Annotated in this window: 11 protein-coding genes; 7 read left to right on the forward strand and 4 right to left on the reverse strand. The window is 60.7% G+C overall.

Annotation, left to right across the window (positions count from 1 at the left end):
- Positions 1-74 precede the first annotated feature (74 nt).
- Complete coding sequence (locus tag DXD56_RS07260; RefSeq protein WP_117640732.1) at positions 75-2,375, forward strand: hydratase; 2,301 nt, start codon at positions 75-77, stop codon at positions 2,373-2,375.
- A gap of 270 nt (positions 2,376-2,645) precedes the next feature.
- Here DXD56_RS07260 and DXD56_RS07265 read toward each other — a convergent pair whose 3' ends face one another.
- Entirely contained in the window at positions 2,646-3,314 is a 669-nt protein-coding gene (locus DXD56_RS07265) for a hypothetical protein (protein WP_117640733.1), read from the reverse strand.
- A gap of 234 nt (positions 3,315-3,548) precedes the next feature.
- Here DXD56_RS07265 and DXD56_RS07270 point away from each other — a divergent pair, with 234 nt between their 5' ends.
- The 4 genes from DXD56_RS07270 to DXD56_RS07285 all read left to right on the forward strand — a co-directional run bounded on the left by DXD56_RS07270 (position 3,549) and on the right by DXD56_RS07285 (position 9,000).
- The gene (locus tag DXD56_RS07270; RefSeq protein ID WP_147325196.1) at positions 3,549-4,220 is read left to right on the forward strand and encodes a hypothetical protein; all 672 of its coding nucleotides are present in this window, start codon (positions 3,549-3,551) and stop codon (positions 4,218-4,220) included.
- A 286-nt stretch (positions 4,221-4,506) separates the two neighbouring features.
- Positions 4,507-7,134: an ATP-dependent chaperone ClpB gene (clpB, locus tag DXD56_RS07275; protein ID WP_117583633.1), complete on the forward strand. Its 2,628-nt coding sequence runs from the start codon at positions 4,507-4,509 to the stop codon at positions 7,132-7,134.
- A gap of 131 nt (positions 7,135-7,265) precedes the next feature.
- Positions 7,266-7,439, forward strand: coding sequence for a hypothetical protein (locus tag DXD56_RS10100; protein ID WP_192934549.1), 174 nt, complete (start codon positions 7,266-7,268; stop codon positions 7,437-7,439).
- Between the two features lie 208 nt (positions 7,440-7,647).
- Positions 7,648-9,000: an ATP-binding protein gene (locus tag DXD56_RS07285; RefSeq protein ID WP_117640736.1), complete on the forward strand. Its 1,353-nt coding sequence runs from the start codon at positions 7,648-7,650 to the stop codon at positions 8,998-9,000.
- Positions 9,001-9,073: 73 nt separating this feature from the next.
- Here the strand turns inward: DXD56_RS07285 and DXD56_RS07290 are convergent, their stop codons facing one another.
- From DXD56_RS07290 to DXD56_RS07300, 3 genes are all read right to left on the reverse strand, one after another.
- Positions 9,074-10,570: a hypothetical protein gene (locus tag DXD56_RS07290; protein ID WP_147345478.1), complete on the reverse strand. Its 1,497-nt coding sequence runs from the start codon at positions 10,568-10,570 to the stop codon at positions 9,074-9,076.
- 236 nt (positions 10,571-10,806) lie between these two features.
- Positions 10,807-11,814, reverse strand: a complete 1,008-nt coding sequence (locus DXD56_RS07295; RefSeq protein WP_117640738.1) for a DUF5692 family protein — start codon at positions 11,812-11,814, stop codon at positions 10,807-10,809.
- Positions 11,815-11,877: 63 nt separating this feature from the next.
- Positions 11,878-12,540: a TetR/AcrR family transcriptional regulator gene (locus tag DXD56_RS07300; protein WP_117583630.1), complete on the reverse strand. Its 663-nt coding sequence runs from the start codon at positions 12,538-12,540 to the stop codon at positions 11,878-11,880.
- Between the two features lie 189 nt (positions 12,541-12,729).
- Here DXD56_RS07300 and DXD56_RS07305 point away from each other — a divergent pair, with 189 nt between their 5' ends.
- Both DXD56_RS07305 and DXD56_RS07310 read left to right on the forward strand, forming a co-directional pair.
- Positions 12,730-15,507, forward strand: coding sequence for an FAD-dependent oxidoreductase (locus DXD56_RS07305; RefSeq protein WP_199411565.1), 2,778 nt, complete (start codon positions 12,730-12,732; stop codon positions 15,505-15,507).
- A 195-nt stretch (positions 15,508-15,702) separates the two neighbouring features.
- A complete protein-coding gene (locus tag DXD56_RS07310) occupies positions 15,703-16,131 on the forward strand; it encodes a hydrogenase maturation nickel metallochaperone HypA (RefSeq protein ID WP_117564560.1) in 429 nt (142 codons plus the stop codon).
- The last annotated feature ends 109 nt before the right edge of the window (positions 16,132-16,240 follow it).

Here is a 16,240-nt window from a genome sequence, read left to right on the forward strand (position 1 = left end):
CAACCGTTCTATGGCACGATATTGAACGAATGTATGCTATGCGCCCAAATCTTTTGGGCAGAGTGGGAGACAGTATGGTCAAGCTGTACGAGGACGGCATCTACCTGCGCGGCGGCAGCGAGGTTGTGCCTGCGGCCGAGGCTGCCGAGCGCGGTATTACGCAGACACCCGAGGATGCCAAGCGCGGCACCATCGCGTATTCGATCCTCCAGGCACACAATACGTCGGGCGACCCCGAGGCACTCAAGATTCGCTTCGATGCCATGGCGAGCCACGACATCACCTTTATCGGCATCATCCAGACGGCGCGCGCTTCGGGCATGGAGCAGTTCCCGCTGCCTTACGTGCTCACCAACTGCCATAACTCGCTGTGCGCCGTGGGCGGCACCATCAATGAGGACGACCACGTCTTTGGCCTTTCCGCAGCCAAGAAGTACGGCGGCATCTTCGTTCCGCCGCACATCGCCGTCATCCACTCCTTTATGCGCGAGAACTTCGCCGGTTGCGGCAAGATGATCCTGGGTTCCGACTCGCACACCCGCTATGGTGCCCTGGGTACCATAGCCGTGGGCGAGGGTGGCGGCGAGTTGGCAAAGCAGCTGCTGCGCGACACCTACGATGTCGCCTATCCCGGCGTCGTGGCCATCTACCTCACGGGCGCCCCGCGCCCCGGCGTCGGCCCGCACGACGTGGCGCTCGCCATCATTCGCGCCGTCTTTGCCAAGGGCTACGTCAAGAACAATGTCATGGAGTTTGTGGGCCCGGGCATCGCGAGCATGACGACCGACTACCGCAACGGCGTTGACGTCATGACCACCGAGACCACCTGCCTGTCGAGCATCTGGGCCACCGACGAGGACACGCACGCGTTTTTGACCATGCACGGCCGCGGCGACGACTATCGCGAGCTCAAGCCCGCCGATGTCGCCTACTACGACGGTTGCGTCGAGGTCGACCTGTCGAGCATCAAGCCCATGATCGCACTGCCGTTCCATCCTTCCAACGGCTTTGAGATCGACGAGCTCAACGAGAACCTCGAGGACATCCTGCACGAGGTGGAGCTCGAGGCCGCCAAGATCGGCGAGGGCAAGACGCACTTTAGCCTGCTCGACAAGATCGTCGACGGCAAGCTGCACGTGCAGCAGGGCGTTATCGCCGGCTGCTCGGGCGGCAACTATGACTCCGTGGTCCAGGCTGCCCGCGTGCTCAAGGGCGCCAATACCGGCTGCGGCGAGTTCTCGCTGTCGGTCTATCCCACGAGCCAGCCCGTGGCGCTCGAACTTACACGCCGCGGCTACATCTACGACCTCATGGAGGCCGGCGCAATCGTGCGCACGGCATTCTGCGGCCCGTGCTTCGGCGCCGGCGACACGCCCGCCAACAACGGCCTTTCGATCCGTCACACCACGCGCAACTTCCCCAACCGCGAGGGTTCCAAGCCGGGTAATGGCCAGCTGAGCGCCGTGGCCCTGATGGACGCCCGCTCCATTGCGGCAACGGCTGCCAACGGCGGCGTCCTGACGCCGGCGACCGACCTGCCCGAGGACACTTGGGACGAGGCCTGCGAGTACACCTTTGACGACGCGCCGTACAAGAAGCGCGTGTACTGGGGCTTTGGCAAGGCGGAGCCTGCCGACGAGCTGGTCGAAGGCCCCAACATCAAGCCGTGGCCCGCGATGGAGCCGCTCGGCGACGACATCCTGCTCAAGGTTTGCTCCAAGATCATGGACCCGGTCACCACGACCGACGAGCTCATTCCCTCGGGCGAGACGAGCTCCTTCCGCTCCAACCCGCTGGGCCTGGCTGAGTTTACGCTGAGCCGCCGCGACCCGGCCTACGTGGGTCGCTCCAAGGAGGTCGACGCTGTGGAGAAGCGTCGCGTTGCCGGCGAGTCCGCGGGCGACCTGGCGGCGTTCGATGCCGAGCTTGCCGGTGTGTTTGAGGCGCTGGCCGGCGCGGGTGTCGCGGCCGATGCCAAGGCGACCGAGTTCGGTTCCATGATTTACGCCAAGAAGCCTGGCGACGGCAGCGCCCGCGAGCAGGCCGCGAGCTGCCAGCGCGTAATTGGCGGCCTGGCCAACATCGTCCACGAGTACGCCACCAAGCGCTATCGCTCCAACGTGATGAACTGGGGCATGGTGCCCTTCCAGATGGAGGCCGAGCCCAACTTTGAGGTGGGCGATTACGTCTTTGTGCCGGGTATCCGTGCCGCGCTCGATGGCGACCTGAAGGACATCGCCGCCTACGTGGTGCGCGCCGATGGTGCGGTCGAGCAGATTGAGCTCTACATTGCCGATATGACGGCCGAGGAGCGCGCCATCGTCAAGGCCGGCTGCCTGATCAACTACAACAAGTTCAAGGCCGCTGCCGAGTAACGCACTTAATTGTCCGCCCGGGGCCACCCTTTCCCGCCCGCTCACGCGCTTCGCGAGGGTCGCGTTCGGCAAAGGGTGGCCCCGGGCTACGTTTCTGCGTTCTCGTTGGGTCTTGAGGGACGCTAATAAATAGACTTGCTTGATGCCGCCTCTTTTATTGGGGCGGCTTCTTTTTGTCGAAACCCACCACATTGGGGTCAGGCACCTTTGTGGTGGTGGGGGTGAGCTCAATGTCGGTGTGCACGTTGAGCGACATTCCAATAAGCGCCTCTACAGGATTTCATCCGGGTTGGCGGGTTTGGTTGTTTTGGGGATGCCGAGTTTGGAGGACGCGAAATCGTCAACATTGTCCTTAATTCCGTCTTTGGTGTAGACAGTGACCATATAGGTGCTGTGTCCGAATTCGCCCTTGTCGCGTGTTGCCCAGGCATCCCAGTAGGCGGCCCCGTTTCGCCCTTTGATTTTTCCGACACGGCGGAGTTCTGTTCGCTTTAATTTCTGGTTGCTATAGATGGTTCGACCGGCCTCCTCGGTGAGCCCGCACTGTCCAAGCATCTTGTCGAGGACTTGGTTCATGTGGCGCTCATCGGTGTTTGGTGCGTAGTCGTAGGCGAGGGTGATGGAGTCGAGTGGCTGGTCGTCGATTAGATAGTTTAGCGCCTGAGGTCCAAGGCAGAAATAGGGGGAGCATCCGTCGATCTGACCGAGCAGTGGCAACTTTGACTGCCAAATTCCGGTGGGAATTCCATCTTCGTAAAACACGCCGCGACAGATAAAGGAGAGCGAGGTGGCACGTGAGCCGGCGTCGACCATTCCGCATAAATCGAAGGGCGAGGTGATACCAAGGGAAAAGGGCGTGATGACGATAAGGAAGAGCATCACGATGGGTATGGCGAGAATGGCGATGACGTTGCGACCGGTGGAATGAGGCGGCTTCATATGCGCTCCTCGAGACAAAGATCTGTTGAGGATAGGCAGAAATAGATATGTTCAGAGAACAATTCAAGTTTAATCTCATGGCGCGAGATGGTCGACCGTTAGCGTCTAAAACCACCACAAAGGTGCCTGTCCCCTTTGTGGTGGTGAGGAGCGCGCGGCTTCTTTTGGTAATAGTGCTGGCTGGCGATATCATTAGTGCAGGTAGCGAAGGTTTGCGTTGCGAGGTGCTTTGCTGTGAGAAGTCCTGCCCGTATTGGATTGATTGTTTTGGCGCTTGCGATTGCCGTGGTTGGCGTGGGCACTGTCGGCATGGCGTTTCTACCTGCTGCGGTGACGGAGCCGGTGGTCAAGCCTGTGACTCAATCTGTCGAACTTCTGACCGGCGACGACAAGCCCGAGACCATTACCGTTGATTTTGATGAGCAACCGGCTGCGCTGGGCATTAGTAATTATCCACATATTCAGCTTGGGGCTATGCGCTATACCACGGATTCTAGTCTGATCGACAGGGCGTCCGAGCTGCTCAAGGGCAAAACCTTTAAGCGCTGGTATGGATATGCGTCCTATCGGGCGAAAGCGAACGACATGGTTGGCGGATGCCACTCTTCCATCGAGCTGGACACTGCAAACGGCGCAAAGTTATGTGATGTCTCGTACGATCCGGGCTACGAGGGCAATGAGGGGCCGGGCATCTACATCATGGACGGCGATGTCGCCTATGTCATGGAGGGCGACCAGACCGAGCTCAACGATTTTATGGGTCAGTGTATCCAAGATGCCTATAAACAGACCTGCTTGCCTGACCCGCAGACTGCACGCGATAGTGGGTCTGCCCGTACATGGCTGTTCGAGGATGAGATGCCCTGGACCGTCGAATCGGGAAGTACGGGTTCGGCGAAGGAGTAGAGACCGCGACCACCACAAAGGTGCCTGTCCTCTTTGTGGTGGTTTTCGGTCTGTCTCGATCTGTAGCATCTAGGATCAAAAATGGCTGCTAGATGTTACAGATCGAGACGGTAGCGCGCCTGGGCAGCGGCGGGCTGACATCTCAGTACCCTATCCGTAATTCACTCAGAAAATCTTATATATAGAGACTTAGATTTGTGTATAAGATCGCGTAAAGCTGGCAACAATACTTCTCGAACAACGTGAAGCCGCCCCGTAGGGCGGCCGCCCCAAGAGAGGTGATTCCATGAGAATCGATAAGCTAGCAATGACGTCGCGCGAGGCGCTGCAGACCGCCATGAGCACGGCTGCCGACGCGCAGGCCGGCGCGGTGGAGCCGATTCACCTGCTGTCCGCCCTGCTTGGTGCCGGCGAGCGCAATATCTCCGTGATCATCGAGCGCATCGGTGCCGACCCGGCTCAGCTCGCACGCTCCACACAAGATGCCATCGACCATGCGCCCAAGGTGTCGGGCGAGGGTCAGCAGATGGGCCTGTCCAACGAGCTCGTTCGCGTGATCGAGAAGGCCGAGAAAAAGGCCACCAAGATGGGCGACAGCTTTGTGGTGACCGAGCATCTGCTGATGGCACTTGCCGAGGACAAGGGTGAGGCGGGTCGCGTGCTGCGTGACGCCGGCGTGACCAAGGAGCGCATCGAGCAAGTCTACGAGGAACTGCGCGGCGATGACCGCGTGACGTCTGCCGAGGACAAGACGCAGTTTGAGGCGTTGGAGCAGTACGGTCGCAACATCTGCGATCTGGCTCGCGCCGGCAAGCTCGACCCGGTCATCGGCCGTACCGACGAGATCCGTCGTACTATTCAGGTTCTGTCCCGCCGCACCAAGAACAACCCCGTGCTTATCGGCGAGCCGGGCGTCGGCAAGACGGCCATCGTCGAGGGCATTGCTCAGCGAATCGTGGCCGGCGACGTACCGAGCACCCTGCGCGACCGCGACCTCATCGAGCTCGACATGAGCGCGCTGGTCGCCGGCGCCAAGTACCGCGGCGAGTTCGAGGACCGCTTGAAGGCCGTGCTCAAGGAAGTGCAAAAATCCGAAGGCAAGGTCATCCTGTTCATCGATGAGCTCCATACCATCGTGGGCGCGGGTGCCACCGAGGGCTCCATGGACGCCGGCAACATCCTCAAACCGGCGCTCGCTCGTGGCGACCTGCACGCGATCGGCGCGACCACGCTCGACGAGTACCGCAAGTACATCGAGAAGGACGCGGCGCTCGCCCGTCGTTTCCAGACCGTGATGGTCAGCGAGCCTACCGTCGAGGACACCATTTCAATCCTGCGTGGCCTGAAGGAGAAGTACGAGATCTTCCACGGCGTACACATCACCGATAGCGCGCTCGTGGCTGCCGCCGACCTCTCCGACCGCTACATCGCCGACCGCTTCCTGCCCGACAAGGCTATCGACCTGGTCGATGAGGCCGCGAGCCGCCTGCGCATGGAACTCGACAGCATGCCGGTCGAGATCGACGCCACCACGCGTCAGCTCACCCAGCTGCAGATCGAGGAACAGGCGCTCATGAAAGAGACCGACGACGCCTCTAAGGAGCGTTTGGAGGCTCTGCGCCAAGAGATTGCCGAAGTCCAGGAAAAGCTCAACGTGCAAAAGGCCGGCTGGCTCAACCAAAAGAACGCCATCGACCACGTGCAGGAGCTTAAGGGCCAGCTTGACGCGGCCAAGAGCGAAGAGGAGCGCGCGACGCGCAACGGCGATCTGGGCCGTGCGTCCGAGCTTCGCTATTCTGTGATCCCGGGTCTGCAGCAGCAGATTCAGGATTCCGAGGCTGCGCTCGAGGCGCAAAAGCAGCAGGACGGCGAGGGCCTCAACGAACAGGTGACCTCCGATGAGATCGCTGAGGTCGTGAGCGCCTGGACCGGTGTGCCCGTGTCCAAGATGATGCAGGGCGAGCTCGACAAGTTGAAGGGCTTGGAGGGCGAGCTGCATAAGCGCGTTATCGGTCAGGACGAGGCCGTCTCCGCTGTAGCCGCGGCCGTGCGTCGCAGCCGTGCGGGTCTCTCCGACCCAGACAAGCCCATCGGCAGCTTCTTCTTCCTGGGCCCCACCGGCGTAGGCAAGACCGAGCTCGCCAAGGCGCTGGCCGAGTGCCTGTTCGATGACGAGCGCGCGCTCGTGCGTATCGACATGTCCGAGTATATGGAGAAGTTCAGCGTCCAGCGTCTGATCGGTGCGCCCCCGGGATACGTGGGCTATGACGAGGGCGGCCAGCTCACCGAGGCCGTGCGCCGTCGTCCCTATTCCGTGATCTTGCTCGACGAGATGGAGAAGGCTCATCCGGATGTCTTTAACGTGCTGCTGCAGGTGCTCGACGACGGCCGTTTGACCGACGGTCAGGGTCGCCAAGTGTCCTTCAAGAACACGATTATCATCATGACGTCCAACGTGGGCTCCAAGGCTATCGCCGATCTGTCCGGCAAGGACGAGGAGGAGATGCGCCATCAGGTTGACGGGGCCATGGCTCAAACCTTCCGCCCCGAGTTCCTCAACCGTATCGACGATATCGTGGTGTTCCATCCGCTCGGCATGGCGCAGATCGAGAAGATCGTCGACATCCAGCTCGCCGACGTCCGCGCGCGTCTGGCCAAGGAGCGCATGACGCTTGCCATCACCCCGGCGGCCAAGCAGATGCTCGCCGTGGGCGGCCTGGACCCGGTCTTTGGCGCCCGTCCGCTCAAGCGTCTGGTTCAGCGCGAGGTCGTGGATGCCATCGCCGCCGCTATCATCGACGGCACGGTGCGCGAGGGCGATCAGGTGACAGTCGATGTCGACAAGGACGGCGGCTTTACCGTCGTGTGCGATAACACGCCGGCGGCCACCTACGAGGTCCCCGACGCCGAGTAGATTTTTGGGATATGCCTTAAAATCTACCAGCCGTCTCTAAACGCCAAGGGCGGCGGATCCATTGGGTCCGCCGCCCTTTTTCGTGCGACAATCGATGATGCCGAACGGATGCGATGTAAGGAGCTATGCAGATGAAAGACGAGATCAAGACAAGCGCGCCGGCGCCCAGGCCCACGTCCAAGCCGGCGCCCAAGCCGCGCGACCCCTACATCCGTGCCGAGAACGAGGACGATGACGGCTACGATCCCTACAGCGATCGCCGCCCCGAGCGCGAGCCCCTCTTCGAAGCTGACCCCTGGCGTTAAGTAGCTCATTTGGGACGGGGCTTTTTTAGCTACTTTGTTTTCGGCTAGAGGCGTTCATGCCTGCCCCCCTCGGCCGCTCGATATCCTCCGGGAGGGGCCACTAATAGAAAACTTGCTTATCCATTAATCAAGATACGCACAATCTTGCTCTCCTGCCAATCAAGAATCGTTATAATCTTGATTAGCAGGAGAGCAAGATTGGAGAATTATGGCATTCAACGACTTGGTGGCTCAAAAAATAAAGGACTTTGAGCAACAGGGGATTCCGCAGGTCTTTGAGCGCGACCTTGATCTGGGCAACCCGCAGGAGCCAAAGCGCGACAACATCGTATATGTGATTGTGGGCGCCCGTCGTTGTGGAAAGACGTATCGCCTGTATCAGGAGATGCGGCGGCTTCAGAGCCGGGGCGTCGAGCTTGACCGGATGCTTTACTTCAATTTTGAGGATGAGCGCTTGCGCCCGTATGAGCCATCGCTGCTGGCGGACGTGCTCGACACGTTCTATGCGCTGTATCCTGCTGCTCGAACCGAGGGCGCTTACATTTTCTTTGACGAGATCCAAGAAATTCCCGAATGGGGTGCGTTTCTGCGGCGTGTAGTCGATACGGAGAAAGCGACCGTCTATGTGACGGGATCTTCTTCTAAGATGCTGTCCTCGGAACTTAAGAGCGAGTTCAGGGGTCGTTCTCTTGTGCGAGAGCTTTTTCCGTTGAGTTTTTCGGAATACGTTCGATATAAGACGGGGAGCGTTCCCGAGCCAGATGCGACCTTTTCCCCGAGCGATGCAGCGCTGCTTCGACATCATCTGATCGGGTATCTTGAACAAGGGGGATTCATCGCGACACTTGAGCAGACGCCTGCAGACGCGATTCAGCTGCTACAGGAATATGCTTCGCGAACGGTCGCCATGGACGTCGTTGAACGTTACGACGTCAAGAACCCTCGCCTGGCATCGCTGTTCTTGACGCGGTGTATGGCATCTTCGGGACGAGAGCTGTCAGTGAACAAAGTGTACAACGAGTTCAAGAGCAGACAGATACCCGTCAGTCGTAATTCGCTCAGCGATTTACTTGAGTATTATGAGGACGCCTACCTGTTATTTTCTGTGCCGGAGTTCACGCGTTCACTGGCAAATAACATGCGGTCTGCGTCTAAGGTCTACGCTGTCGACCCTGCGATGTTTGGAGCATTCTCTCCCGCATCGGCATTGGACCAGGGCCAGAGGCTCGAGACTGCGGTGTTCAATGCGCTCAGAAGAAGGACTCCTGCGGTGCGGGTCGGTTCGGTCTGCCGCCTACTGGTCAAGGAGAAGAATAAAAGCCATGAGGTTGACTTTGTGGCTGGGGATGCACTTCTCATGCAGGCTTATAGCCTGACTCAGGTGAGTGTGGATATGGCAAGCGAGAAAACGCGCGAACGCGAAATTGCAGCCCTCGATGCCTCGATGGCCCAGTTTGATCTTGGCGAGTCGGTAATCGTTACTATGGATGAACAGGCCGATATTCCATGTGAACACGGTGTGGTACACGCTGTGCCCGCATGGAAGTGGCTCCTTGCCTGATCATCTACGGATCTGTGGGGCCAGGACCTCCTGGCCCCTTCATCACGGTTGGGGAGTACCATGATGCGCCCGGCTAGTCCTGGGCCTTGATGCTCGGCAGCAGAATCTGGGCGATGTAGTCGCATTCGAGCTTGGTGGCAGCGTCGGCCTTGCCGTCTTTGCCGACCAGCACGCTCTTGATCTGGCTGTAGGTGTAGCGGTTGCCGGTCGTAAGCTCGACAAGCTCAATGGCCGTGTCCATGGGGTAGGTTGACACGGGATTCTGGGTGCGCCCGTTGATAGTCTGGGGCACCACGTACGGATAGACGGGGCCGCTGGCATAGACGGTATAACCGTTGCCCAGGCTGACCGTGCCCAAAACCGTATCGCCCTCATCGGGCGTAAAGGTCTCGCCATCGCGCACGGCGACGAGCGTCACGAGCGGCGTATTGGCGTCGTCGCCCAGATAGATGCATAGCGTGCTGCCGTTTTGCCAAGTTGCGACCTTGCCGTACCACTCGACGGGAATATCGAGCTGGTAGAGGTCGGTTGCCTTGTGGCGAGCGTCAGCATCACGGGATGCCTGTGCCTTTTGCGCGCTCACGGCATTGACGGCGGCGTCGCGCCGCGCGGTTGCTGCCTGCTGGAGCACTTTGGCAGCCGCGGCGGAGCTCGCACCGCCCTCCTCGGCATACTTGGCGGCGGCATCGATTTGATCGTCAGTCACCGTGTCGGCCGAAGGCACCTTGAGCTTAAAGGTGGCCTGGGCACTTAAATCCTGTCCATCGCTCTTAACGGTGACCTGCGTCTTGGTGGTCGGGACGGTATAGATGGTGCCGTCGGCCGCGATGGGGGAGGCAGCGATGGAGAGCGTGTAATCGCCGGGCAGCAGTTTGATGCCGCGGCCGTGCTCGTCAACATAGAGCGTTTCGCTCACGGAGGAGCCATCAGCGTCTTGACCGCTCACCTGTACGGGAATCTTGGAGCCGGTGGAACAGTCGAGGCCCGCGGCATGCACGCCAATCTGCACTGACATCATCGTGTGGGCATTGGCGGCGACAGCGGCAGCCTGCTCTTGCTGATATCCGTTCCAGGCAGCATAGCCTGCACCGCCGGCGACGAGCGCGACGGCCACGACACCGGCGACCATCAGATTGCGGCGCTTGGGCGACATCTTGCGATGGCGAACCTCGGCTTCGTGTGCCGAGGGAACGGACGGCAGGGGAATATCGCCCATGGCGATGGTCTCGTCCACGGCTGGTGCGGAACCCAGGCCAGGAAGCTCGCGGGTCAGCGAATCCTCGGCCGGCAAGCTGTCGAGCAAGACGGTTTCCTCGCCCGTGTCGGATCCGGGCTGGTCGTCGGCCTCGCTTTCGGTGTCTTCGTGATCTGCCTCATCTTCGGCAGGCTCAACATCGTCTGCATCCTGATCATCGGACTGCGCCTCGGCTTCCGGCTCATCCTGCACATCAACGCCCGAATCGTCAAACGCAATCTCATCGAGTGAAATTCGGTCTAAGCTCTCCAAGGCCTCAGCGCAAGCTTCTGCATCTTGGGCCGCATCCTCTTGACCCATCGTCTCATCTTTCATATATCCCCCAAGCTCAATATCGGGACAACACTGTACCCAAAAACGGGAGCCCATAGAGCCGCCGTATGATTTGAAATCCGATTTTATATATGCGCATGTTTTTGAATAGATGAATAAGACGCAACGACAAAAGCCCCCGGAAAGCGAGTGAAACGCTTTCCGGGGGCTCTGCGAGACATTGGATTGAAAATCCTGGCGGGCGGGCCTATGCTCAAGTGCCAACAGCGACCAGCGCGTTACTCGGCGTGTGCGTAATCCACCTTGGCGCGGCGAGCGGTAGCCTTCTCCCAATCGCTGGTGCCCTCAAAGACATCCTGCTTGTAGGGATTGCGGCCGAGCTTCTTGGCGCGGTAGGCGATGTAGATGATCGCGGCGATGTTGGCGACCAGTGCGGCGATCGAGACCGCAGTAGCGGCGCTGGGGTCGAGCGTGGAGTGGGTCACAAAGATGGACTCCTCCTGGAAGTACGGGAACACCTGGGCAAACATGCACCAAATAGCCAGCGTAAAGGCGCGGTTCTGGATCCAGCCGCCCTTGTTCCAGATAAAGGCGGCGACGGTGGGCGCCAGCAGCAGTGCAAAGCCGCAGAACCAGGAGTGGGTGGGCAGGCAGTTGTAGGTGTAGCAGAAGTTCCAGATGTCGTAGGCGATGATGTAGACCCAGGTCATGTCGGGCCACAGCATGTCGGTCTTGTCCTCAGAGGCGTAGACACTCCACCAACCGGTCATGCAGAAGATGTTGATGATACCGGCGATGCCGTTGAACACGTTGTTCCAGCCGGCGAGCTGCGTGGCGCCCTCGGAGGTGACCCAGGTGGACTTGCCCAGGACAAAGAAGTGATAGGCGCTCTCAAAGTCGGACACGACGGCGATCATGATGTTGATGGCGACGATCACAAACGGCCACGCGCGGAACCAATGCGCCTTGCCGATCTTGCCCCACTGGTACTTAATGGCAATGAAGCCCCAGCAACCGGCCAGCGCCGCGTATACCTTGGCGTAGTGGAACCAGCTGTTCTGGTACACATGGGTGGGGTTGGTGAGCGCCCACTCGGCACCCTGTGAGACGCCGATGGCGATAGCGACGCAGTAGATGGTCATGGCCAGCGGAGCCACGCCAAAGATGATGGCCGCGCCCAGCTTGGTGCGGCGGCCGACCTCGTTGAGCACGATCAGGCCAATAAAGACCATGGCCCAGCCGGCCCAGTGGATAAGGGTATTGCTACCCCAAACATCGAACAGCATGCTGCTCTCCTTTCACAAGCCCGCGGCCCCTCTTCTGATCGCGGGCAGTTTGGCCAAATGTCGTCAGTTCTGGGGCTTGCGCTCCTGATACTTGGCGGTATAGCCCTCGATATGGAGCGTCGAGGCGATGATTTCCTTGACTGTCTCGTCGGGCACATCGGGGTGCGTGCGGATATACATCAGCAGCCCCATGATGAGGGTGTAGAACGTCTCGTAGACATGGTCGATGCGTAGCTCGTGATGGGCGACAAAATCCACCACGGTGGTATCGCAGATATACTGCGCCACGCGCTGGACCACGTTGTGCAAAAAGCCGCCGTAGAGCGCGCCGCTGCTCGAGGTGAGCGTGCTCGGCAACTCGTGGCCGCTCACGACCAGGCGCTTAAAGAGCGGAGCAACGGTGTCGAGTGCGCCTTCGATGTCGCCAACCGTGCGGCTGGCGTTCCACTGCTCGAGCTCGGCGATAAAGCCGTCGATTGCCTCGTCCATAACGGCGGTGACGGCGGCATCCATATCGGCAAAGTAGTGGTAGAACAGCGAACGCGTGCAGCCAGCCCGCTTGGTCACGGCCGATACCGAAAGATGGGACACACCAAGCTCGGCGCTCACGGCGCGCACAGCGGCGAGGATCTCGCGACGGCGCTCGTCGCCCGTCAGGCGTTTTGCCGCGCTATCGGATGCGGGGACGGCATCGACCACAGAGATATCTGCTGCGTTGTTGCCCATGTTTTGCCGCCTTTCATCCTCTTTTGCCTGACCGTTAGCCTAACAGTCTTGAATATTGTTGACGGTTCGTCAATACTATTTTTGACACAATGTCAACAATGGCGGGTGAAAGGCATGGGGGCATGCCCGGCCTGCAAAAAAAGAGGGGCGCTGCGGTCTCGCCGGGCTGTGGCAAGAGAAGGGACGACTATGATTCTCAACGGACCGGGGATTAGCTATACCGAGCCCGATATCGGCGCGGAGTTCGTGCCGCCGATACCGGAGCATCCGCGCGAGGCCATCGTCAAACTGTGTGAGCACTGCACCAACCGCCTGCTGCACCGCGACGAGCTGCTGGGCTACGAGTACTGGTCGTTTGCCGAGGCCGCAACCGACGAGCAGGCCGAAGTGCTCTGCAAGATGAAGATGCGCCGTCCCTATACGCTGCCCGAGATGGTCAAGCTCACCGGCATGCCCGAAGCCGATATCGAGAAGATGCTCGACGACATGAGCTACACGGGTCTGCTCGAGTACAACTGGGAAAACCCCGAGCGCGCCAAGCAGTGGGTGCTGCCCATGCTGGTGCCGGGTTCTGCCGAGTTCCTCAACATGCGCGTGAGCCAGCTCGAGGAACACCCGGTCTATGCCAAGTTCTTTGAGCAGGCGTCCAAGGGACCGCTGTCCAAGGCCACGCCGATGGTGCCGCCCGGCGGTGCCGGCATCGGCATGCATGTCATTCCGGTCGAGAAGGCCATCGATGCCGCGAGCACCTCGGTGCCGATCGAGCATATCGAGCATTGGCTCGACAAATACGATGGCAAATATGCCGCTAGCACCTGCAGCTGCCGCGCGAGCCGTCGCGTGATGGGAGAGGGCTGCGCCGACGACCCGGCCGATTGGTGCATCGCCGTGGGCGATATGGCCGACTACGTGGTCGAGACCGACCGCGGCCATTATGTGACGCGCGAGGAGGTCTACGACATCCTGCGCCAGGCCGAGGACAACGGCTTTGTGCACCAGATCACCAACATCGACGGTGAGAACAAAATCTTCGCCATCTGCAACTGCAACGTCAACGTGTGCTACGCCCTGCGCACTTCGCAGCTGTTCAACACGCCCAACCTGTCGCGCTCAGCCTATGTCGCCAAGGTCGAGAAAGACAAGTGCGTGGCCTGCGGTCGCTGCGTTGAGGTGTGTCCGGCCGGCGCCGCCAAACTGGGCCAGAAGCTCTGCAGCAAAAAGGCCGGCGGCCGCGTGCTCGAGTATCCGCGCCAGGAGCTGCCCGATGCCACCAAGTGGGATCACACCAAGTGGTCGCCCAACTACCGCAACGACAACCGCATCGAGACGCACGAGTCTGGCACCGCGCCCTGCAAGACGGCTTGCCCCGCTCACGTTGCCGTTCAGGGCTACTTAAAGCTTGCGGCGCAGGGCCGCTGCGACGAGGCTCTGGCGCTCATCAAGCGCGAGAACCCGCTGCCCGCTATCTGCGGCCGTGTGTGCAACCGCCGCTGCGAGGATGCCTGCACCCGCGGCCGTGTGGACGCCGCCGTGGCTATCGACGAGGTCAAGAAGTTTATCGCCCAGCGCGATCTGGATGCCGCGACTCGCTATGTCCCACCTGTGGTGACCCCGACGCGTGCCGGCGGCTTCGACCAGAAGATCGCCATCATCGGCGCCGGTCCGGCCGGTCTGTCCTGCGCCTTCTATCTGGCCGAGAAGGGCTACAAGCCCGTCGTGTTCGAGAAAAACGAGCGCCCGGGCGGCATGCTCACCTACGGCATTCCCAGCTTTAAGCTGCAGAAGGATGTTATCGAGGCCGAGGTCGAGGTCATTCGCCTGATGGGTGCCGAGTTCCGCTATGGCGTGGAAGTCGGTCGCGACGTGACGCTCGACGAGCTGCGCGCGCAGGGCTTTAAGGCCTTCTACGTGGCCATTGGCTGCCAGGGCGGCCGCCTTGCCGGCATTCCGGGCGAGGATGCCGAGGATGTGACCGTGGCCGTCGACTTCCTTCGCGAGGTTAACAGCGGCAAGATCGACGCGCTGCCCGGGCGCACCATCGTGGTGGGCGGCGGCAACGTGGCCATCGACGTCGCGCGCAACGCCTGCCGTCTGGGTTCCGAGCACGTTGAGATGTTCTGCCTGGAGAGCGAGGCCCAGATGCCTGCCAGCGAGGAGGAGCGTCGCGAGGCCATTGAGGACGGCGCGCACATTAGCTGCGGCTGGGGCCCCAAGGAGATTCACCTGGACGAGGCCGGTCGTGTGTGCGGTATCACCTTCAAGCGCTGCACGCGTGTCTTTGACGACGAGGGCCGTTTTGCGCCCGAGTATGACGAGAACGACTTGCGCCGTGTCGATGCCGACCGTGTCGTCATGTCCATTGGCCAGTCCATTGTGTGGGGCGACCTGCTGGCTGGCTCCAAGGTGGAGCTCGGCCGCGGCCAGGGTGCCCTTGCCGATCCGCAGACGTACCAGACCGCCGAGCCCGACATCTTTGTGGGCGGCGACGTCTACACTGGCCCCAGCTTTGCCATCGATGCCATTGCCGCCGGTCACGAGGCCGCGGTGTCCATCCATCGCTTTGTGCAGCCGGGCTCCACGCTCACCATCGGCCGCAACCAGCGCCGCTACACCGCGCTTGACCGCGACGATGCCGTGATCGAAAGCTACGACAACGCGAGCCGCGAGGTTGCGCATGTGGACCGCGAACGCGAGAAGGCCGCGCCGTTTAGCGAGTACGTCGAGACCTTTACCGAGGAACAGGTGCGCGCCGAGACCGCTCGCTGCCTGGGCTGCGGCGCCTCGATCGTCGACCCCAACAAGTGTATTGGCTGCGGTCTGTGCACCACCAAGTGCGCGTTCGACGCCATCCATCTGGATCGCGACCGCCCCGAGTGCTCAACGATGGTCAAATACGAGCAAAAGCTCCCAAGCCTGGGCAAGTACGCGCTCAAGCGCGCCATTAAGATCAAATTCGGGAAGAAGTAATGAGGTTCCGCCGTTCTAACGAACGGCGGAACTGCCGACGCTGCGCGGCACCCAGGTACCCCATCTTGCCCCTCAACTGCGGCGCCGCGGGCAAAAGCCCAGCGGACGCCTTGTTTCGGGGCAACCTGGGGTACCTGGGCGCCGCTCGCTGACGTTGAATTGACATCGCATCGACCTCTGTCGAAAGGTTTTATCTTGCATGAATTGGGAATCGTTTACCACATCATTCGCGATGTTGAGAATGTGGCGCGCGCCAATGGCGTGCGCCGCGTTTCGAGCGTGACGTTGCTGCTGGGCGAGGTCTCGGGCGTCGTTCCCGACTTGTTGCTCGACGCTTGGCGCTGGGCGGCGGATAAAAAGCCTATCACGCAGGGCGCGGAGCTTATCGTGGAGCCCGTCGAGGCCGTGACGCATTGCGAGGCGTGCGGCTGCGACTACGCGACGGTCGAGCACGGCAAGACCTGCCCCCATTGCGGCAGCGGCGAGACATACCTGTTGCAGGGCCAGGAGGTCATGATCAAGCAGATCGAGACCCCCGACGAGGACCCGGCAGACACTGCTCCTGGCGACCTCTCCGACGCCCCCGATGCCGTCGACGCCGCCAACCCCCTCCATATCGCCTAACTTAGACATTGGGGACGTTCTTAAACGACTAGTCGTAAAAGAACGTCCCCAATGACTAGTCATTTAGAAACGTCCATTACAGTCGAAATTGTCAGCCCGGGACCGTCTC

The sequence above is a fragment of the Collinsella sp. TM06-3 genome (assembly GCF_003436395.1).
GTDB lineage: Bacteria > Actinomycetota > Coriobacteriia > Coriobacteriales > Coriobacteriaceae > Collinsella.